General features: G+C 58.3%; 20 protein-coding genes. 6 read left to right on the forward strand and 14 right to left on the reverse strand.

Going from position 1 to position 20,292, the window contains the following annotated elements; all coding sequences use genetic code 11:
- Positions 1–55: 55 nt before the first annotated feature.
- Complete coding sequence (gene hslU / locus ACR0A2_RS11170) at positions 56–1,363, reverse strand: ATP-dependent protease ATPase subunit HslU (protein ID WP_480835031.1); 1,308 nt, start codon at positions 1,361–1,363, stop codon at positions 56–58.
- A gap of 192 nt (positions 1,364–1,555) precedes the next feature.
- Between hslU and ACR0A2_RS11175 the strand changes: the two genes are divergently transcribed.
- On the forward strand, positions 1,556–2,797 hold the full coding sequence (locus ACR0A2_RS11175) for an MFS transporter (RefSeq protein ID WP_480835032.1): 1,242 nt from the start codon (positions 1,556–1,558) through the stop codon (positions 2,795–2,797).
- Here ACR0A2_RS11175 and hslV read toward each other — a convergent pair.
- Positions 2,789–3,346: an ATP-dependent protease subunit HslV gene (gene hslV, locus ACR0A2_RS11180; RefSeq protein WP_171230161.1), complete on the reverse strand. Its 558-nt coding sequence runs from the start codon at positions 3,344–3,346 to the stop codon at positions 2,789–2,791. The two genes, ACR0A2_RS11175 and hslV, sit on opposite strands and share 9 nt — an antisense overlap.
- Before the next feature lie 29 nt (positions 3,347–3,375).
- Between hslV and ACR0A2_RS11185 the strand changes: the two genes are divergently transcribed.
- Complete coding sequence (locus tag ACR0A2_RS11185; protein WP_480835033.1) at positions 3,376–3,738, forward strand: DUF1127 domain-containing protein; 363 nt, start codon at positions 3,376–3,378, stop codon at positions 3,736–3,738.
- A 61-nt stretch (positions 3,739–3,799) separates the two neighbouring features.
- Here the strand turns inward: ACR0A2_RS11185 and ACR0A2_RS11190 are convergent, their stop codons facing one another.
- From ACR0A2_RS11190 to regB, 10 genes are all read right to left on the reverse strand, one after another.
- Complete coding sequence (locus ACR0A2_RS11190; protein WP_480835034.1) at positions 3,800–4,162, reverse strand: Lin0512 family protein; 363 nt, start codon at positions 4,160–4,162, stop codon at positions 3,800–3,802.
- Positions 4,159–4,509 carry a Lin0512 family protein gene (locus ACR0A2_RS11195; protein ID WP_480835035.1) on the reverse strand — a complete coding sequence of 117 codons (351 nt, stop codon included), beginning with the start codon at positions 4,507–4,509 and terminating at the stop codon, positions 4,159–4,161. The genes ACR0A2_RS11190 and ACR0A2_RS11195 overlap by 4 nt, the downstream gene beginning before the upstream one ends.
- Before the next feature lie 74 nt (positions 4,510–4,583).
- Entirely contained in the window at positions 4,584–4,946 is a 363-nt protein-coding gene (gene trxA, locus ACR0A2_RS11200) for a thioredoxin (RefSeq protein ID WP_367396964.1), read from the reverse strand.
- A gap of 18 nt (positions 4,947–4,964) precedes the next feature.
- On the reverse strand, positions 4,965–8,321 hold the full coding sequence (addA, locus tag ACR0A2_RS11205; RefSeq protein WP_480835036.1) for a double-strand break repair helicase AddA: 3,357 nt from the start codon (positions 8,319–8,321) through the stop codon (positions 4,965–4,967).
- The gene (gene addB, locus ACR0A2_RS11210) at positions 8,318–11,242 is read right to left on the reverse strand and encodes a double-strand break repair protein AddB (RefSeq protein WP_480835037.1); all 2,925 of its coding nucleotides are present in this window, start codon (positions 11,240–11,242) and stop codon (positions 8,318–8,320) included. The genes addA and addB overlap by 4 nt, the downstream gene beginning before the upstream one ends.
- Positions 11,235–11,921: a nucleotidyltransferase family protein gene (locus ACR0A2_RS11215; protein WP_480835038.1), complete on the reverse strand. Its 687-nt coding sequence runs from the start codon at positions 11,919–11,921 to the stop codon at positions 11,235–11,237. The genes addB and ACR0A2_RS11215 overlap by 8 nt, the downstream gene beginning before the upstream one ends.
- The gene (locus ACR0A2_RS11220) at positions 11,918–12,922 is read right to left on the reverse strand and encodes an aminoglycoside phosphotransferase family protein (protein ID WP_480835039.1); all 1,005 of its coding nucleotides are present in this window, start codon (positions 12,920–12,922) and stop codon (positions 11,918–11,920) included. Before ACR0A2_RS11220 ends, ACR0A2_RS11215 begins: the two co-directional genes overlap by 4 nt.
- On the reverse strand, positions 12,919–13,392 hold the full coding sequence (tsaE, locus tag ACR0A2_RS11225) for a tRNA (adenosine(37)-N6)-threonylcarbamoyltransferase complex ATPase subunit type 1 TsaE (RefSeq protein WP_480835040.1): 474 nt from the start codon (positions 13,390–13,392) through the stop codon (positions 12,919–12,921). Before tsaE ends, ACR0A2_RS11220 begins: the two co-directional genes overlap by 4 nt.
- 41 nt (positions 13,393–13,433) lie before the next feature.
- Positions 13,434–14,942 (reverse strand): PAS-domain containing protein, encoded by a 1,509-nt coding sequence (locus ACR0A2_RS11230; protein ID WP_480620442.1) that lies wholly within the window; start codon positions 14,940–14,942, stop codon positions 13,434–13,436.
- A gap of 66 nt (positions 14,943–15,008) precedes the next feature.
- Positions 15,009–16,406, reverse strand: coding sequence for a sensor histidine kinase RegB (gene regB / locus ACR0A2_RS11235; RefSeq protein WP_480446487.1), 1,398 nt, complete (start codon positions 16,404–16,406; stop codon positions 15,009–15,011).
- Between the two features lie 90 nt (positions 16,407–16,496).
- Between regB and ACR0A2_RS11240 the strand changes: the two genes are divergently transcribed.
- From ACR0A2_RS11240 to ACR0A2_RS11250, 3 genes are all read left to right on the forward strand, one after another.
- Entirely contained in the window at positions 16,497–17,123 is a 627-nt protein-coding gene (locus ACR0A2_RS11240) for an SCO family protein (RefSeq protein WP_480835041.1), read from the forward strand.
- An 80-nt stretch (positions 17,124–17,203) separates the two neighbouring features.
- On the forward strand, positions 17,204–17,758 hold the full coding sequence (locus ACR0A2_RS11245; protein WP_152459641.1) for an ActR/PrrA/RegA family redox response regulator transcription factor: 555 nt from the start codon (positions 17,204–17,206) through the stop codon (positions 17,756–17,758).
- Positions 17,759–17,859: 101 nt separating this feature from the next.
- The gene (locus ACR0A2_RS11250; RefSeq protein WP_480835042.1) at positions 17,860–18,231 is read left to right on the forward strand and encodes a VOC family protein; all 372 of its coding nucleotides are present in this window, start codon (positions 17,860–17,862) and stop codon (positions 18,229–18,231) included.
- A 78-nt stretch (positions 18,232–18,309) separates the two neighbouring features.
- Here ACR0A2_RS11250 and ACR0A2_RS11255 read toward each other — a convergent pair whose 3' ends face one another.
- Complete coding sequence (locus ACR0A2_RS11255) at positions 18,310–19,023, reverse strand: SGNH/GDSL hydrolase family protein (RefSeq protein WP_480835043.1); 714 nt, start codon at positions 19,021–19,023, stop codon at positions 18,310–18,312.
- A 51-nt stretch (positions 19,024–19,074) separates the two neighbouring features.
- The gene (locus ACR0A2_RS11260; RefSeq protein ID WP_480835044.1) at positions 19,075–19,668 is read right to left on the reverse strand and encodes an HD domain-containing protein; all 594 of its coding nucleotides are present in this window, start codon (positions 19,666–19,668) and stop codon (positions 19,075–19,077) included.
- A gap of 206 nt (positions 19,669–19,874) precedes the next feature.
- On the opposite strand from ACR0A2_RS11260, the gene ACR0A2_RS11265 reads away from it, so the two are divergent.
- Positions 19,875–20,189, forward strand: a complete 315-nt coding sequence (locus ACR0A2_RS11265) for a hypothetical protein (protein ID WP_480835045.1) — start codon at positions 19,875–19,877, stop codon at positions 20,187–20,189.
- Positions 20,190–20,292 lie beyond the last annotated feature (103 nt).

Consider the following 20,292-nt stretch of genomic DNA (forward strand, 5'->3'; position numbering starts at 1 on the left):
TGCGCGACGTCCAGCATGGCAAGACCAAAACAACGGCAAAAAACGGCTGGCCGTGTTACAAAACGTAACGGCTCAGATCAGAGGACTTGGTCAATTCACCAAGATTGTCGCTGACGAACTTTGCATCAACGGTGATCTCTGAACCGGCTTTGTCCGGTGCAGCGAAGGACAGTTCTTCGAAAACCCGCTCCATGACGGTATAGAGCCGCCGCGCGCCGATGTTTTCGATGCTCTGGTTCACGTCAGCCGCAATCTTCGCCAACGCCGCGATGCCGTCCTCGGTAAAGCTGACGGTCACGTCTTCGGTGCCCATCAACGCCGTGTATTGCAAGGTCAGGGCATTGTCGGTTTCGGTCAGGATGCGCACGAAGTCTTCTTCGGTCAGGGCGCGCAGTTCGACGCGGATCGGCAGGCGCCCTTGCAATTCCGGCAACAGATCCGACGGTTTGGCGATGTGAAACGCACCCGAGGCGATGAACAGGATATGATCCGTTTTGACCGGGCCGTGCTTGGTGCTGACTGTGGTTCCCTCGATCAAGGGCAGAAGGTCGCGCTGCACGCCTTCGCGGCTGACATCGCCGCCGCGTGCGTCAGAGCGGGCGCAGACCTTGTCGATCTCATCCAGAAATACGATGCCGTTCTGTTCGACGGATTCCAACGCGGTGCGGGTGACGGTTTCATCATCCAGCAGCTTGTCGGCCTCTTCCCCGATCAGCGCATCATAGCTTTCGGCGACGGTCATGCGTTTCTTGACGGTCCGTCCACCAAAGGCCTTGCCGAAAATGTCGCCCAGATTCATCATGCCCATCTGACCGCCCGGCTGCCCCGGAATGTCGAACATCGGCATCGGGTTCGAGGTGTCGGACAGTTCCAGCTCGATCACCGTGTCGTCCAGTTCGCCGGCTTTCAGCTTTTTGCGGAACATCTCGCGCGTGCCTTCGCGCGCATCCGCGCCTGCAATGGCTTCGATCACCCGATCTTCGGCGGCCTGATGGGCCTTGGCCTTGACGTCTTCGCGCATGAATTCGCGGGTTTGCAGGATGGCCGCATCTGCCAGATCGCGCACGATCTGTTCCACATCACGACCGACATATCCGACTTCGGTGAACTTGGTGGCCTCGACCTTGATAAACGGCGCGCGTGCCAGTTTGGCCAGACGGCGGCTGATTTCGGTTTTGCCGACGCCGGTGGGGCCGATCATCAGGATGTTCTTGGGATAGACTTCCTCCCGGATGTCGTCCGGCAATTGCTTGCGACGCCAGCGATTGCGCAGGGCGACGGCCACGGCGCGCTTGGCGTCCTTCTGCCCGATGATGAAGCGATCCAGTTCCGAGACAATCTCGCGCGGGGTCAGGTCGGTCAAAGGGCAGTCCTTTCGGTCGGCATTTGTGTCATGCGGCTTAGGTAATCACCGCGCGGGCGAAAACAACCAAGCCTGTATTCATGGCCGCGTTGGTTAGCAATGCCGGCTCAGGTTTGCAAATGCTTTGCTTGGGGAATACGCGAACCCTCTGCTACAGTGATTTCAAGGGTTTGAGGGTCAGGAGCGTAAGACATGACAAATATTGCCAAGATTACCCTTCTGTTTGTGGTGTTTGTGGATCTGATCGGACAGGGGCTGGTCTTTCCCATCATCAACTCGCTGATCATGGAAACGAAATCCGGGTTTCTGCCCGAAAACACGCCCCAGGGGCGCAGGCATTTCTATTACGGCCTCGTGATCGGGTGCTTTTTCCTGTCTTGGTTTCTGGGCGTTGTCTATGTTTCGAAAGTATCGGATTCGATCGGGCGTAAGAATGCTTTGCTGGTGTGCCTGGGCGGTGCACTGGCCGGGTATGCCCTGACCATTGCCGCGCTTTATCTCAACAGCCTTCTTCTGCTGATTGTCGGGCGTTCGATCACCGGATTTACTGCGGGCAACCAACCCATTGCGCAAGCGGCGATGATCGACGGCAGTACCGACGCGACAGACCGGGACCGGAACATGGGCTATATCGTGACGGGCGTCAGCTTTGGCCTTGTGGGCGGGCCGATCATCGGCGCGGTCTTGTCTGACGCCGCCCTGCTGGGCGGCTTCGCCACGCTGAGAACGCCCTTTTACGGCGCATTTGTCCTTGTGCTGATTGCAATCTTTCTGGTCCTGTTTTTCTTCCAGGATACCCGAACGGATCGCGCGCCCTTTGTTTTCCGTCCCCGTGACATAACAGACAGCCTGATGGCAGTGCGTGGTCATCCGATGGTGTTGAAGATCCTGCCGGTCTATTCGTTCTTCATGATCGCCAATGTCACCTTCTACGTCTTTGTTGACAATTTCCTGACCAGCGCCTTCGGATACGGAGTTATCGGTGGCAGCATGGCGATGGTCGTCATCGGTGTGGCGCTGGCCTTCTCCAGCACGTTCCTGGTGAAACCCGCGCAGGAGAAATTCAGCAAACATGCGATAATCCACACGTCACTCATCGTCATGGTGATCTGCGGTTTCGCGTTCGCCTTCAGCCCAAGCGGCGTGTTCAGTTATGTGCCGGTCTTTTTCTTCTATTTCCTGTTCGGAATCGCCTACCCCACCATGCTTGGGCTGTTCTCTTCCAGCGTCAGCGAAGCGGATCAAGGCTGGGTCATGGGTGTGACCACTGCCGTGTTCTGCCTTGCGGGCGGGATCATGTCGCTGATCGGGGGCGGATTGATGAGCATCGATATCCGCGTGCCCTACTACATCGTGGTCATCGCAGCGATCATTGGCCTGATCGGCATGCATCGCCGCTGGAAAGGCAAGGAGATCGTGGCGCTGTTAGCCTGAGATCGTCTCAACCGTCAGATTGCCATTGGTATAGACACAGATATCGGCCGCGATGGACATTGCCTGACGCGCGACCTCCTCCGCCGACTTGTCACTGTCCATCATCGCGCGGGCAGCGGCCAGGGCAAAATTGCCCCCGGATCCGATGGCAGCCACGTTGTGTTCAGGTTCCAGCACGTCACCCGCCCCGGTGATCACGAACATGTCCTTGCCGTCCGTGACGATCAGCATCGCTTCGAGCTTTTGCAGGTATTTGTCCGTGCGCCAGTCTTTGGCCAATTCCACAGAAGCACGGGCAAGTTGGCCCGGTGTCGCCTCGAGCTTGGCCTCCAGCCGTTCCAGCAAGGTGAAGGCGTCTGCCGTCGACCCGGCAAAGCCGGCGACAACTTCGGACCCTCCGGGGGACAGGCGACGCACCTTGCGGGCCGTGCCCTTGATCACGGTTTGACCCAGGCTGACCTGCCCATCACCGGCTATGACGATCTGACCGTCCTTCTTGACGCCAATGATCGTCGTGCCGTGCCAACCGGGAAAGTCGTTGTCTGCCATGATCGTCTCCGTTTTCGCTGGCGGTATATATGGGCTGGGTCGCAGGTTGGCGCAACCCGTTCTTCAATTGCCCAAAAGATATGCAAAAAACGCATTCCGGGGTTACCGGACCAGCAATTGTGAGTCCGGGCATGCAGGACTACATGGCGCTTACAACCGACAACGGGTCGGCTGTTTCTTCACAAAGGACCGCGCACATGGCAACCACAGCTAACATTCATGCGCCGCTCGGAGCAGCTACCATCCTGCACGTAGTGGACGCGTTCATCAATGTCGTCAACACCGTTGTCGAATGGAAAGAATCCCGCAAAACCCGCAAACTTCTGTCGGAACTCAGCGACGCTCAGTTGGACGATATCGGCCTGAGCCGCGCAGACATCGCCGATTTCTGATGTTCCCGCAGATCAGCAACTCGAGACAGCCGCACGGATTTCCGAGCGGCTTTTTCTTTGTTCAGCCCTGAACGTATTTTCCGGCAAGATCAGGCAGAAACGCCTCGATCGCCGCAGTTGCAACCACGTGCCGCGTTCCCGCTTTTTCGTCGACAACGTCAAGCCCACCTTTGACTGCGCGAACCTCGGCCCTGCCCCGCGGCAGATCCGTGGCAACCAGATCGCAATCCACCTGTTCAGGATCCTGCACCCCGATCGTGACGCTGACGCGCATTTCGGAATGGTCGATCCCCAGCTTTGAAAACAACGTGATGGATGAATGGTGCAAAGCATCCTGCACCGCGCGGCGGGCTGCCTTGGTATAGTCCTGGCCGTACAGATCGTTACCTGTTCCCATCTCCAGAATGATGCGTTTTTCGCTCATTGCGCGGGCTCCATGTCGAAGGAAACGATCAGGGCGGCGTTGGCAATGACCGTGTGCCCGTCACTGTGGGGCTTTGCGATGTCCAGCCCGCCTTTGGTGACAGTGATATTCGGATGACCATAGGGAAAGACAGCCTTCAACGCTTCGGTGTCCACCTGATCCGGCTGCTGAACCCCTATTTCGGCATCAATGATCATCGCCTCTTTCGGAAACCCGAACAGTTCCGACATGTTGACCGAGTTGTGCCAAAGCGCATCCTTAATCGCCCGCAGTGACGCCTGAGTATAGTCCATCCGGCGCAGGGATGTGCCCATCCCGAATTCCACAAGGACGCACGTTTTTGCCATTGGTGTCTCCGATGTCTTCAATAGAAAAGGCGCCCCGATCTGAGGCGCCTTCGAGATAATCTGTTAGGACCAGATCAGATGGATTCGTCGATCCAGCTTTGCAGGGCGGCTTTGGGCGCCGCGCCCGCGCGGTTGGAAACGACCTGACCGTCCTTGAAGATGAACAGCGCGGGGATGCCACGTACACCCATGGCGGCGGCTGAGTTCGGGTTGCTGTCCACATCGACCTTGGCGATTTTGACTTTGTCGCCATACTCGGCCGCCAGCTCTTCCAGCGCAGGGCCGATTTGCTTGCACGGGCCGCACCATTCGGCCCAGAAATCCACGACCACGGGAACGGTCGAATTCTTGACTTCGGCGTCAAAGGTGTCGTCGGTAACGGCTACGGTCGACATATTCTGTCTCCTGAATGGGGTAAACTTGGGAACAGAACGTATGTGCCGCTTCGGGTAAGGTCAAGATATCTGGGTGCGGGCCAAAGCATCTGTCATAAGATCGTGTGGCAACCACATCAGCCGCGCCGTGCGGGTCCACAGAATGGCGGTACGAATGCTGCGATCCGGATAGATCTGCGCCAGCGCCTGCGCGTATGCCCCCATCTGTCGCAGCAGGCCTTCGGGGCAGTCTTCCGCGCGGTCTGGAACAGTGGCATTTGATTTGAAATCAATCACATGCACTTCCGTTGCCGACAGGATCAGACGATCGACAACCCCATGCATCCGCTGCCCGTTCAGAGCGGCTGTAATGGGCACCTCGGCCAACGTGTCAGGTGCAAAGGCGGGCTGCAAACCTTCCGCTGTCAGCACAGTTACGGCTTCGTTCAAAATCTCTTGCCGGTCCGTTTCGTGCATATCGGGCAGCAACCGGGCGCAAAGCTCTGGCCAAAGGTCTTTCTCGGCCACGGGAAGGTGTTCCAGCAACAGGTGCAGGCGGGTTCCGCGCAGTTTGGCCGCATCTTCATCCAGGCCGGCATCTCCGGGCAACGCCTTAGGGCCAGCCAGATCCGAAGGGCTGAGCGTGCCGGCAGGCGCAACCGGATCCGGTGCAGGGTGTTGGAACATGTCCGGCAATTCGACTTGCTGAACGGCAGTTTTCGGTTGATCGATCAAGGGCAGCGCGTCCCAATCCCCGTGGGACAGGCGGCGGATATCGGTACCCGGCACCTGCGCGGCCCCGGCCCGATCCATCGCCGCCTCGACCATCTGATACCAGCTGTTGCCGTCTTTCCCCAAATCACCTGCCGCCGCCACGATCAACCACTTTTCCGCCCGTGTCAGAGCCACATACAGCAACCGAAGCCGTTCGTTTTCCTCGCGCTTGCGCGCCTCTTCCCGCGCCTGCGAGATCAGGTTTGGTGACGCGTCCGCCGACACTTTCCACAAGGGTGTTCCGCCGGCCAACATGATCTCGGCGTCACGCGGGGGCTGGCGTTTGCCGGTATCCGGCAGGATGACGATCGGCGCCTCCAACCCTTTTGAGCCATGAACGGTCATCACCCGGATCCTGTTGCCGACGCCGGTCATCTGTCGTTTGATTTCCAGATCGTCAGTCTGCATCCAGACCAGAAATCCCGTCAGGCTGGGGATATCCGTTCGCTCATAGGCCAGAGCCTGGGACAACAGCGCGTTGATGCCGTCTTCGGCCTCTGCCCCCAACCGCCCCAACAGCTTGCGCCGTCCGTCATGGCGGGTCAGGATACGTTCGATCAGATCATAGGGACGCAGAAAGTCGATCTGGCTGCGCAGATCATTCAGCACGGACAGTGTTTCCGGAAACTCTTCCGCGCGGTTGCGCAGTGCGGCCCAAAGGAACTGTTCCTTCCGACGGTGCGCCAGATCGAAAAGCTGCTGTTCGGACCAGCCGAACAAGGGGGATTTGAGAACCGTCGCCAGGGACAGGCTGTCTTCGGGCGTGGCCAGAAAGCTGAGCAAGGCCGCAAGATCCTTCACCGCCAGTTCAGCGCCCACTTTCAGCCGATCTGCTCCGGCGATGGGCAGGTGCAGCGCCTTGCAGGCACGGATGATCTCGGCAAACAGGTCCGAGCGGCGTTGCACGAGGATCAGAAAATCCCCCGGCTGCACTTTTCGACGAACGAATTGGCCGGATTTGCCATCTTCCGGGATCGTCTCGCCCCGTTCGATCATGTCTTTGATCGACTGTGCGACCTTCTCGGCCAGAATGACGGTGTGATGCCGTGCGCCGGGACGATCGACCGGATCGGTCCAATCTCCGTCTTCGGCATCCGCTACTTTTTCGACAACGGGCCAAAGATCAACACGACCCGGCAGATCGGCCTTGAAAGCACGGTGCTGACTGTCCTTATGAAACCCCGCGCCAGAGCGGTTTTCAAACAGGATATCGACCAGAGTCAGGATCGCGCTGGAGGATCGGAACGAGTATTCCAACGTCGAATCCCACAGTTTAGAGCCTGATTCAGCCAATTTCCGGCCAAACTCTTCCTGCATTCTGTCAAACGCCTGCGGGTCGGCGCCCTGAAAGGAATAGATCGACTGTTTCTTGTCGCCAACCACAAAGATCGTGCGCTCAACCCCGGATCGAGCCCCTTCCCCGCTGGTGAATTCCTGCGCCAGTTTTTCGACCACGTCCCACTGATCGGGGCTGGTGTCTTGTGCTTCGTCCACCAGAATATGGTCGATGCCACCGTCCAAGCGATACAGAACCCATTCGGCCACCGCCGGGTCATTCAGAACTCGCCGCGCGCGCAGGATGAGGTCATCAAAATCCAGCCAGCCTCGCAATTGTTTGCGTCGCTCGTACTCTGGCAGAAACGCAGCAGCAAATCGGTGCAGGACGGCGGTTTTCTGTGCCGCGACCAAAGCAAGGCGCTGTTCACGCGCGGCCTCGACCCGCATCATGAAGGATTCCAATTGCGGCATTCGGTTGGCAAACTCGCCTTCGCGCAGGGGTTTGGTTGGAAAACCATTGATCTTGGCGGTGAATGGTTCCTTAGCTTTTGCTCCGGTTAGGAATACGCTCTCCAACATCGGCAGATGCATCAATCGCGCTTCGGTGAAACTGGCCAGCTTCACCGCTGCCTTGGCATCGTTGACGCCGCTTTCATTCATACCGGGCAACATGGACTGGATCAGTTCGACTTCCCCACCAAGGAACACGCGCTCAAACAGATGGTTTTCATCAAAACCGTTGGGCAGATCGAACCTTTGCAGCAAGTCGGGCCACGCCATAGGCTGCGCGAATAGACTGCGTTTGTTCGTGATCGCAGCGGTTAACTTGTCAAAACCCGTATCGGTCACGAACCGTGCTACATCTTCAATCAACCCGGCCTGCGGGCCTGCGGCGAAATCTTCGACAATTTCCTCTCGCAACAAGGCTGCTGCGCGGTCTTCCATTTCGGTGAACTGCGGGCTAACGCCAGCCTCCAGCGGAAAGCGTCGCAGCAACGAGGCGCAGAACGAGTGGATGGTCTGGATTTTCAGACCTCCCGGCGTTTCGATGGCGCGGGCAAACAGGGTGCGTGCTTGCGCCAACCGGTCCGAGCCGATTTCGCCGGGTACACCCAGGTCGGTCAGCTCCTCCAACAAGGGGGTATCATCCAGCATGGCCCATTCGCCAAGGCGCTTGAACAACCTGTTCTGCATCTCGCTGGCGGCGGCCTTGGTGTAGGTCAGGCACAGAATATGCTGAGGCTGGACCCCGCCCAGCAGCAGACGCGCCACACGGTCGGTCAAAACCCGGGTTTTGCCGGACCCGGCATTGGCCGCCAGCCACGTCGAGGCATCGGGGCGCGCGGCCTGTACCTGCCGTTCGGTTGCGTCGTTGCGCGGGCTCATGTCAGATCCTCGGGGTAGGTTTCCGCAGTCCGGTCCCATTCGCCGAACCGCGCCAGGTGATCATAATCACCCATATCCGTATCCTTGTGCAGCATACGACGGGACGAAAACCCCTGATCAGGCTCTAAATAAGCGGAAATCAACTCTTTCAGCTCGGCAAGAACCTTGTCGGTCGGTTCTTTGTCCAAAGGCGCTGCAACCTCCTTATAGCTGCCACCCATACCGATGAAGATGGCTTCGGCCACGCTTGTCGGGTCAAGGCCCTCAATCCCGCCCTGCTCGGCCATGGCCGCCTCGATCAGCAACTGCTTGTCAAATTTGGATTGCTGGCTTTCCGTCGGTGGTGCGCCGGTTTTATAGTCGATGATGCGCAACGCGCCCCGGCTGTTGCAATCGATTCTGTCCGCGCGCCCGACAATGGTGAAATCCAGGGGGCGCAGCGCCAGTTTCATCGCCGCCTCAAATGCCACGGGGCCACCATCCTTCCGGCGCGCGAGCTCTGCCCCAAGGAAATCATCCGCGATCCGCTCAAGCCGGGCCAGCCACAGTTTGCGGGCCGTCGGCCAGGCGACGTGTTGATCCAAAAGGGCATGGGCCCGTTTCAGGAAATTGTCCCGCGTCAGCAAAGCGCTGTCGAGGACGCTGTCCTTGATGAAATGTTCAAGGATTTCGTGAATCACAATGCCTCTCAGCAAGGCATCGGGGGCCTGTACAAGCGGATCCAGCGGTTTCAGCTGAAGCACATGTTTGGCGTATATCGCGTATGGATCGCGGATCAGCCTCTTTATCTCGGTCACAGACAGACGGCGCGGACGCGCCGCGGCCGGTGGGCGCGGAGAAGGACGCGGTGCGGGGTCGATCGGCGGCGCATCTTCCAGTGCCTCGGACCAGTTCAGCCATTTTTCGCCCTGAGCGCGCATTTTGGCCAGAGCTTCGGGGCCACCCTGACCCGGCAAACCCTGCAACAGGTTGGTCAGTCGGTTCAGCCAGCGCGACGGTACCGTCTCGGCATCATCCGAGCGGGTCGCGCGGGTCAACCACACTTCGGGTGCGCCGATGGCCTGCTGGAAGTCATGCGCAGACAGGCCGATCCGGCGTTCGGGCAGCAACAAGCCGGCTTTGTCACGCATCTGCCGGTTCAACCAGGGATCGGGCGTTGGCGCCTCTGGCCAACTTCCTTCATTCAACCCGCCAAGGATCAGCAGGTCGGCGCCCTGCACCCGTGCCTCGAGCGTGCCCCAGATCATGATGTGCGGATGCGGCGCATCCCGGTCACGAACCTCTTCACCCGCAAGCAGAGCACCCAGCAGATCGGCAAAGTCATGGGCCGTCATCAGGCCGCCATGCTGCGCCTCTGCGCTGAGAGAATTAAGCACCTCCAGCGCCTTTTGGCCTGCGTTTTTGTCCCACAGAGTACCCGTTTCACCCGTGCTGCCGGCCGAGATCGCCTCGGCCAGTGTCATCAAACGCTCCACCCAGTCTGCGAGGCGCAGTTCACTGGTGATCTGCTGGTCGCAGAAGTGCTGCACGACCCATTTCACCCAGCTTTCCTGGGCCTCTTTGCGCACTGCAAAAGCCGCAAGGCTTGCACTGTCAGGAAAGGGCGGGCCGTGACGGCGCAGGTCAAGTTCCAGGTCACGCGTGTGCAGCAAATGAATTCCGCGGTCACCGCCATCATGACATAGCGGGTGCTTCAAAAGGGTCAGCAGCGCCTCGCCTTCCAGACGGCGTGTGAACAGGTTGGCCACATGGCGCAGAAAACGTCCCGGCGGGGAAAGTTGCAGCGGCAGGCCCGCACTGTCGTCCGGCACGATGTTCCACCGATCCAGCGCGGCGCTGACCTGGCGGGTCAACATGCGATCCGGCGTGATCAGAGCGGCGGTCTGTCCTGTTTCCGCCGCCTGCCGCAGGCGCAGGGCGATGGCCAATGCCTCGGCGCGCGGTGATTGAGCCTCGACCAGCGTCAGACCGTCGGTTGCGCCTTTTATATCGGACAGTCTGGGGCCTTCGGTCATCCAGGCGTCAGTGACGGGCGCTGGACGTAATGTCAGGGATATCAAGCGGTTACGCGAGGGTGAGGGGGCCGATAAATCCGTCCATGGGGTGATCTGATCCGGCGCAAGTTCCAGCGCGCGCATCAACTTGCGGAAACGGTATTGTGGGTGATCTTCAGACGTCAACGCATCATCCAACCCCTGCCAAACGTGGTCCGGCTGGTCGAAATCAAACCCGGGCAGCACCAATGCCCCTTGCGGCAGGCGCGCGATGGCTTCCATCAACATCAGGGTGGTGCCACGGGACCCGGTAGAGCCCGCCAGAATGACCGGGTGTTGCGGGGGGGCAATCTGCCATCGCGCGATCAGGTTTTCGACCACGCGGCGCTGGCGGGCCTGTGCATCTATCGTCTGCCCGCCGGTGTCGATGAATTGATCCGCGATGCCGATAAAGGCTTGTGCCCGCGACCAGTGTCCGGACATGTCGCTGACGTCCAGCTGCCGAATCGCTTCGGGCGATACGCCTTCGCCCTGCATTTCATCAATCAGCGCGGCAAGACTGTCGGACAGGTCAAAGATCGATGACCGGGCGGCAAGGTCCGGCTGTTGTTCCAGCAGTTTGGATACAAGCTGAGTCAACTCAAGACGCCGCCGCAGAGGCGGGATAGCAGGCGGGATCCGCGCCAGATCAACCCTTTCACCCAAGTCCGTCACCAACGAGAGACGCGGCAGAAGGCAAGGTGGCCCTTGATTGAACAGATCGCGGACGCGCCGTTCCATGCGTCGTGTGTTCAGGATCAACTCTACCCGAGCCAAAGCTTCGGGTGGGCCCGAACAGCGCAGCCGCAGGCCATCGACCAATGCCTTGGGGAAATCCGTACCGGGAGGCACGGCAAATACACGGGGCAGGGTGCCGGATTCAAACATCAGCCAGCAAACCCTCGGCCAGCGCGATGCCTTCCGGACGACCTACATCGCACCAGCGTCCCGGGTATTCGACCGCAAAAAGCCGACCCTGATCAAGCATCTTGTTCCAAAGCAGGTTGAGTGAAAACGCTGTTTGCGAGAACGAATGCAAACCCTGGGCCTTGAGGATCTGGGCCCCGCCGTAAACCAGACCAGGACCGCGCGTGATCCGTCCATCTTTTCCAGCAGTGAAATCACCCGATCCAATATGTCCAACGGTTCGCGCAACTGGAACACACATCAGCAGCGCATCCATACGACCGGGGTCCCAGGCTTGCTGCAACAGGGTCAACGGGTTTGGCCCGGACCAGATCGCGTCCGTGTTCAACGTGATTACGGGGTCGGTGCCCAGCATCGGCAAAGCTGCCCGCAATCCGCCACCTGTTTCCAGGATTTCAGGGTCTTCCCGAGACAGCAGAACGCCTTTGGGGCCGATATGCGCCGCGAGCTGATCAGCGTGATAATGCAGGTTGGCAACGGTACGGACGGGATCAAGATCTTCGACAAGGTCCAGCGCATGATCAATCAGTGGTCGCCCCGCCACTTCGATCAATGGCTTGGGCCGATCTTTGGTCAGCGCGCCCATGCGGGTGCCGAACCCGGCTGCGAACAGCATTGCGGCAAATGGCGATCCGGTCATTGCGTTCTCAACTTGGCCAGGTTTTCCGGTGTGGGTCTGGGCAAAGCTTCGTGCAGCAGGGACGCCACCGAAACCAGGGCAGGGTGGTCCAGATCGCGCATCAGATGTGCCCAGACGGCCGGGATCATGTCCACATAGTGAGGCTTGCCATATTCCGTCGCCAGACGTGCGAAGACGCCAAGGATACGCAGGTTTCTCTGGGCCCCCAAAACACTGTAGGCCGTGCGGAAATCATGGTCGTCCATACCTGACGCAGAGATGTAGTGGTTGATCATCTGCATTTCGATCCCGGCCGAGACATCTCGGCGTACATCCTGTAGCAGAGACACCAGATCGTAGGCCGGGTGCCCCAGCATGGCCAACTGAAAGTCCAGCAACCCGACGCGCTTCACGCCTTCGCGCTGCGGCAGCCACAACAGGTTTTCCGCGTGATAATCCCTGAGAACGACGACTTTCGAACCGGATGTTTCACGATGCAGGATGTCCGCGAACCGGTGCTCGAACCGGGACATGGCGTCTTCATCACATGTTCCCAGGATACCGGCCGCATACTTGGTGAAAGCCAATGTCGCCAGTTCCGTCATCAGGGACGGATCATAAGACTTCAAGGCAAGAGAAGGCGCCTGATGCAGGTGGAGCAGCACGTCGGTGGCGGCCCGGTACAATTCACGCTCTTTGCCCGGGTCTTTTTTCAGGACGCGTGCAAAAAGATCATCACCCAGATCTTCCAGCAACAGAAAACCGTACTGGGTATCTTCGGCATAGATTTCCGGCGCGCTCAGACCAACCGATCGGAGGTATTCGGCAACCCGCAAAAAGGGTTCAACATCGTCACTTTTTTCAGGTGGCGCGTCCATCAAAACCGCAGTGCGCCCGTTGGTTGGATCAATCAGCCGTTCGTATCGCCGGTTCGAGGCATCGCCTGCCAGTGGCGAACGTGTTGCTCCGGCCCAGGGTGTTTGCGCAATCAGGGCTTCGGCCAGGACCGTCCTGTTCGTCATGCGGTTCTCTCCAGTTTTTCCGCCCATTTCGGAGCAGTCCAAGACAGGGTCACACGGCGGAAATCGATATTGTTAGGGTCTGTTTCAAAGGTCAATTTCAACGCACCTTGAGGCGCCAACGGGCCCAGCTTGTCCGGCCATTCCACAAGGCAGATTGCCGTATCGAAAGCGTCCGTCAGGCCCAGTTCGTCAACTTCTTCGGCCGAGCTCAGACGATACAGGTCGCAATGCCATATTTCCCCTGATGGCGTGTCGTAAGCCTGGACCAAAGTGAAAGTTGGCGAGGGCACATCTTCGGGTTCATCCATCAATGACTGAATGAGGTTGCGCGCGAAATGCGTCTTGCCGCTGCCGATCGGGCCCTCCAGCAGAACGACATCGCCCGGGCGCAGAGATGTTCCCAATTGCCGTGCGAAAACTGCGGTTTCTTCGGGCGATTTGAAAGTCAGAGATCGGGCGGTCTGTGTCATGCCGCCACAATGGCCTTGCGCCTGACCGGCTGCAACCCGGTTCAGGCGCTGATCTGTTCCATCGCGGTGGATTTCGATGGAAATTCGGATTGCGTAAACCGCACGATTGTCGCGCCGTTATGAACCGGTGTGACGGTGCAATCCACGGTTATGCCGGTTCTCATCTGGATTTCAGCTGTCCATTCGGCGCGATTTTCCCGCATTTCGACAAAATCCCGCACCTCACCCAAAACCGGTGTCGCAATACAGAGGTCTTGCCAGCGTCGCGTGACGTCGGTGACCGTTTCGCTTTGGAACCCGACCTCGTGCGCGTCTCCCCACAGCTTTTGATACGCATAGTTGGTGAAGGCCAGCGTACCGTCATCCGCAAAGACGGCAATCGCGTCCGCCAGTTTGTCCAGGATGGACTGCATCAGATCCATTTCTGATCGAAAGCGCCGCGTCAGGGTGATTTCGGCGGTGATATCCTCGAATAGAAACGCCACTGCGCCGTCCGGGTGAGGGCGGCCGCTGACGGAATAGACCGATCCGGATGGCAGCGACCACGTCTCGTGATAGTTTCCATCTTCAGCCGCTTCGAGAAGGTCGTTCATCTGACGCCGCCAGCTGCGGTAATTCTTCGGCTCCGGCATCATGTGTTGATCCCGCAAGCGGTCGAAGAAACTGCTCAGGCTGGGGCGGCAACTGAGGAAATCGGGCGGCAACGTGGTCAGATCGATCAGGGCCGGGTTGAACAGGGCCAATTGCCGATTGCGGTCAAAAATGGCGAGACCAATGGACAATTGGGCAAAGGTCTTGGTCATGGTCTGCACGAATTTGCGCTGGGCGGTTTCCGCCTCGACAATCGCGTTGACGTCAACGGCGTAGCATAGATGACCGTTTTCGTGTTCGATCCGAGTCAAATCGAACCAAAGCTTGCGATCAGTATCTGCCACATCCACCGACACGCGGGTTTTTCCGGTAGGTCTTGTGGCATCCTCCGGGCTTTCAAAAAGCGGCGCAGTCAGATCGGCGTCCTGATCACGTGCCTTTTGAACAAGTGCGACATAGGCGGCATTGCACCATTGCACCCGATTGTCGTTATCCGCCAACCATACCGGGTAAGGGGCCAGATCCATTGCCAGACGGGTCGGTTCGCCTGGGGTAACCGATCCGGCCGAGGAGGTCCTGGCGCATTCGCAAAGTCGAACGCGGACGATACCGTCGATCCGCTCACACACGACTTCTCGTTCAACGGTGCAGTCAATGGCCGACACCAGGATTTTGCCCTGATCGCGCACTTTGTCGGGAGTTTCGGGAAAGGTGGGGAAGTCCCTTTGCAACAAGCGCCGCAGGTCCAGCCAGTTTTCAACATGCTCAAACCCGGCGAGTGCGAAATCAGAATGGCTAATCAGTTGGTCGCCATCGAACAGGAATACGGCGTCAAACAGCGAGGTGTTCGAAAACAGACCAAAAGCCTTGTCGCGCTGAGCCCGGCGTGGCAACAGCCACAGAACGGCGAAACAGCACGAAACAAGACTGATCGCGGCCAGAATAATCCAATCGGCCATCAAATTCCCCAAGCCTGAACGATACAAGGACAGACTATGCGTGGGATTGGTTAACGGTCTCTTAATTCACACCTGGATGCGCGTGTTGGATCCCGACGGGACCGGGGTGTCACCCTTCTGTGCATCAATCAGTTTGCGTGGCCAGGTCACCTTGACGATTGCCCCGCGCCGTTCAGGATTGTCGGTCAGATGCTGGTAGGGGTCCGAACCATTGGCGAATTCCAGTTCGGCGCCGCTGCGTTCCAGCAGGGTTTTGGCGATGAACAATCCCAGGCCCATCCCTTCGTATTCCGGGCGTGATCTCTGATCGGATTCTGCCCGTCTTCGGCGCATAAAGGGATCGCCGATGCGTCCAATCATGTGGGGCGGATATCCCCGCCCGTCATCCATGATGCTGACGGTGATCCTGCTGTCGGTCCATTCGGCCTCGACCCAGACATTTGCGCGGGCGAAATCCACGGCATTCTGAATCAGGTTGCGCAAACCGTGAATGATCTCGGGTTTGCGCAGGATCGAGGGCTGCTGAACATCCCCGTCCTGCGCGGGGCCTTCGGAAAAATGAACCTCTTTGCCGCGACCGACATGTGGTTCGGCCGCTTCGTTCACCACTGTCGAAAGCGGTGCCTGCCGCAGATGCAGATCATCTTTGCCCGCCCGCCCCATGTCGCGCAGAATGTCACGGCAACGGTCTGCCTGCTCGCGGATCAAGGCGGCGTCTTCTTTCAGGTCCGGGCGGTCGTCCAGTTCTTCGATCAGTTCCGCGCTGGTCAGTTTTATCGTCGCCAGAGGCGTGCCCAGTTCATGCGCGGCAGCGGCAACGACGCCCCCCAGATCGGTCAGCTTCTGTTCGCGCGCCAGCGCCATATGCGTGGCGGCCAGCGCTTCGGACATGGATTGGACTTCGGAACTGACGCGATGGGAATAGGCACCGATGAAGACGATGGCGATGATGATCGCGGCCCAGTTTCCAAACAGAAGGATATCAGGGATATCCAGAACAAGCCCGAGGCTTGTCCGCAACGGAAGGTGAAATTCCGCCAGCACAGTTGTCAGAACGATTGCGACGGCGCCGACAATCAGGGTCGATCGAGTGCTCATGACATTGGCTGAAATCGTAACCGGGCCCAGCAGAAGCAGCGCAAACGGATTGTTCAACCCACCAGTCAAATAGAGCAGAATTGACAATTGCAGCAGGTCGAACAGAACCATCAGGAAGTTTTCGAACTCGGTCAGGCGCTTGTTCTGCGGAAACAGCAATATGGCGGTCAGGTTTCCCATGACCGAGATTCCGATGGCCAGGTAACACAGGCCCAGTTCCAGCTGCACGTCATAATATCGCTGGGCCACCGTGATTGCAGTGAGCTGGCCGATGATGGCCACCCATCGCAAAAGGATCAGGGTCCGCAGACGAATCCAGCTGCTGCGTTCCTGGCCGCGCCAAAAAGTCTGATTGGATTCTGCCATCGGTCGCTTATGTCCTGTTGCATCGGCTGGTCATCTTGATAGGTGTCCCGGCCGGAACGATCAACAACCCCTTAAGACCGGATAATCGAAATGACCCGCCTTCTCGCAATTCTCGCAACTGTTGTTTTGGCTATCGGACTTGGGGCCATGTGGATTCTGACGCGGGGCGGCGGGTCCGATGACAAATTCGCACAATGCCGGTCCAGCCAGATTGCTGGGGGTGCCGCCGCAATTGGTGGACCATTTGAACTGGTGAACGGCAAAGGCGAGACGGTTACGGACAAAGATGTGATTACCGAACCGACGCTGGTTTACTTCGGATACACGTTCTGCCCGGACGTTTGCCCGTTCGACATGTCCCGCAACGCCGAGGCTGTCGATATTCTGGCCGAACGCGGGCTGTCGGTGACACCTTTGTTCATCTCGATTGACCCGGATCGCGATACGCCCGAAGTCATGGCTGACTATGCTTTCAATCTCGGGGGCAAGACGATCGCCCTGACCGGCTCGCCCGAACAGGTCAAGGCGGCCAGCAAGGCCTACAAGGCCTATTACAAGGCGCATGACAAGGGCGACGAATTCTATCTGGTTGACCATTCCACCTTTACCTATCTGGTCACACCCGAAGATGGATTCCTGGAATTCTTCAAGCGCGAAGACACGGCCGAACAGATGGCGGACAAGGTTGAATGCTTCCTGGAACAGGCCGCGTCGTAACAAGGTTGTTTGACCTTTGTTCCCGCGCTGCTATTACTCATGTTCGAGCCAAAGGCATGAAATAGCGAAAGACCTAACATATGGCAGACACTTCTCAGCTTGACATCGGCCCTGACAAATCCCTGCTTTTGGTTGATGATGACGAGCCGTTTCTGAGACGTTTGGCCAAGGCCATGGAAAAGCGTGGCTTCGAGGTTGAGACCGCAGGATCCGTCGCGGCAGGGCGCGCGATATCCACTGCCCGGCCCCCGGCTTATGCTGTTGTTGATCTGCGGCTTGAGGATGGCAACGGATTGGACGTTGTCGAGGTATTGCGGGAAAAACGCCCCGACAGCCGTGTCGTTGTTCTGACCGGATATGGTGCGATCGCGACCGCCGTCGCGGCTGTCAAGATCGGCGCGACCGATTATCTGTCAAAGCCAGCGGATGCCACCGACATCACGAACGCATTGCTGGCAAAGGGTGACGAGATGCCCCCGCCGCCGGAAAACCCCATGAGCGCGGACCGTGTGCGCTGGGAACATATCCAGCGCGTCTATGAGCTGTGTGACCGGAATGTTTCCGAAACCGCGCGACGGTTGAATATGCATCGGCGGACGTTGCAGCGGATACTGGCGAAACGCAGCCCGCGTTAGGTCGGCCGGCCGCTCGATGACGGTTTAGTGACTTGTAACCTTGGACCCTGTCGAGGACTGTTCGGCACATCTGGAATCTTTTGTCAGAACAGGACCACTTTATGATCGGATATGTAACCGTTGGCGTTTCGGACATGGCGCGCGCCAAGGACTTCTATACCAAACTTTTCGCGGACAAGGGCGCGAAAGTGGTTATAGACGCAGGCCGGATCGCGTTCATCGGCAACAAACCCGACGCGCCGATGCTGGCGGTGTGCGAGCCCTTCGACGGTGATGCCTGCGCCGCCGGAAATGGCAACATGGTCGCCTTTGCAGCCGACTCCAAGGATGAGGTCAAGGAACTATATGACAAGGCAATCAGCCTAGGTGCGGTGGATGAAGGCGAACCTGGTCAACGCGTCCCCGACAGGTTCTATGGTGCCTATGTGCGTGACCCGGATGGCAACAAACTGTGCTTCTACGTCTTCGGCTGAAACGGCGTGAACACAAACCCTGCCCAAGTTTCAGATTGGTCTGCAAGCAGCGGTGCTGACCGCGCACATTCAGTACCTTCAGGGTGAGCAGGAAATTTCTGCGCAGAGCTGCCGCGCCAGCTGACGATATCCGATTGCGTTGGGATGCAGCCCGTCCGATGTCCAGTCGGCGGTGTTCTCGGCGAACCCCTCCGGCGGGGTCAGAAACGTGCAGTTCGCCATATCCTGACAGGCCTGTTGTGCAGCCGAATTGAAGGCCGTTCGAAACGCCTCTTGTTCCGCGGTCCAGTTTGCACCGGTGACGGGTAACACAGCACGCCAGATCAACCTGTCGGCGGGCATGAACAGGGCCTTCAACTGTGCGACATAGCCTGCAATCTTCTCTGGCGGTGTGGCGGTCAGAGCGTCATTGACCCCGATTCCCAGATACCATGTCGGGACATGGGCAATCAGTTCCGGTTTTGCCCGTGCGATCAGGCCCGGGGTGGTGTCGCGGCTGATCCCAAGATTCAGCGAGTTGGGCAGGATGTTGCTGGTCAACCACCCTTCGATGATGGAATCGCCGATGAAAGCGATCTGAATATCCGGTGAGACGAGCGCCTGAGAAATCGGCCGCTCGTGCAGCCAGACCATGAGCTTGTAGTGATCGGTTTCCGTGACCGGGACATGTGTGCCCGAGATTTTTCTGAGCGCCTTCGACACATATCCGGTTTCGACCAACGCTGCCGCAAGACCAACAGTCAGCAGGACGTTGACGACAAGCAAAACTCGGGTTCCGGTCTTTGTTTTCATCTTTCTTCCACCCGTCCCACCGTCCCACTCACCGCATTCGGACAGCGTCTTTCAGATCTGAGCGATCAATTCTGCGTGCCGCGCTGTAAAGGCGTGCCGCACCTCGACCGGGGGCCGCAGCCTGATTTGTAAACCTGCCATGATCCCCCTGTCCGGGCGGCCAAAGAATTTCGTGGCTTCGGCCTCGGAAAACCCGGCAATCTGTGCCGCCTCCATCCAGGCGCTGATCTTGTCGGCCTTCTTGATCTGGCGCTTCACCGTTTTTGGGACCTCAGCCGGTAGTCCAAACCGTATGTGGATTGCTGCCGCCAGCCGGTCGTCCAACGCGCCATAGTCTGGGCCGACGGCGGATTTCACGGGCGAGATCATATCGCCGATCACATATTCGGGCGCGTCATGTAACAGGGCCGCCAAACGCCATTTCATGGGTGCTTTGGGGGCAATACGGCCAAAAATCTCTTCAACCAGCAGGGAATGTTCGGCCACGGAATAAGCGAAATCGCCGTTTGTCTGACCGTTCCAACGAGCGACAAAGGCAAGGCCGTGTGCGATGTCTTCAATCTCGATATCCACCGGTGTCGGGTCCAGCAGGTCCAGCCTGCGACCCGACAGCATCCTTTGCCACGCTCTGGGTTGTGTTGCCATTCTGCCATGCCTTGTGAAGTTGGACACGTTCAATTCGCGTTTTTATGGTATGATGTACCTGTCTGGATCACACGCTGCCAACATTTTCTTGAGCGTTCGTGCTTTGAAACGGCGCGGTATGATCCCGACATTAAAGACTGAGGGGGGTGCATTCTCCTCCCAGTGTGCCCCTCTCGAACTGAAACACGTATCGAAAGGAGCACCCTATGTTCAAACGTTTATTCGCAATCGCACTGACCTTCGGAATGGCCGCCACCGCGCCGCCTGCCTTTGCCCAGAATTGTGCGGCACGGGATCACATCATATCCAAATTGCAGAAGAACTATGCCGAAGAATTGGCCTTTGGCGGCCTGCAAAAAACACGCGGCGCGCAAGCGGTGTTGGAGGTTTGGACCTCGAAAGAAACGGGAAGTTATACCGTTTTGGTAACCAATGCGAACGGTATCAGCTGTATTGTTGCCGTTGGCACCGATTTTTTTGAAGCGATACCAAAGATCGAAATTGAAGGCACACCAAGCTGATATTGGCCATATCGTTTCCGATCACAGTCTTCAAAGTTGCCACCTGCCCCAAGGAATGCTAGGGGCAGCCAGGACTGTGAATTACCGGAAAATGGAGCACCTG

The organism is Ruegeria sp. H8 (assembly GCF_056532905.1).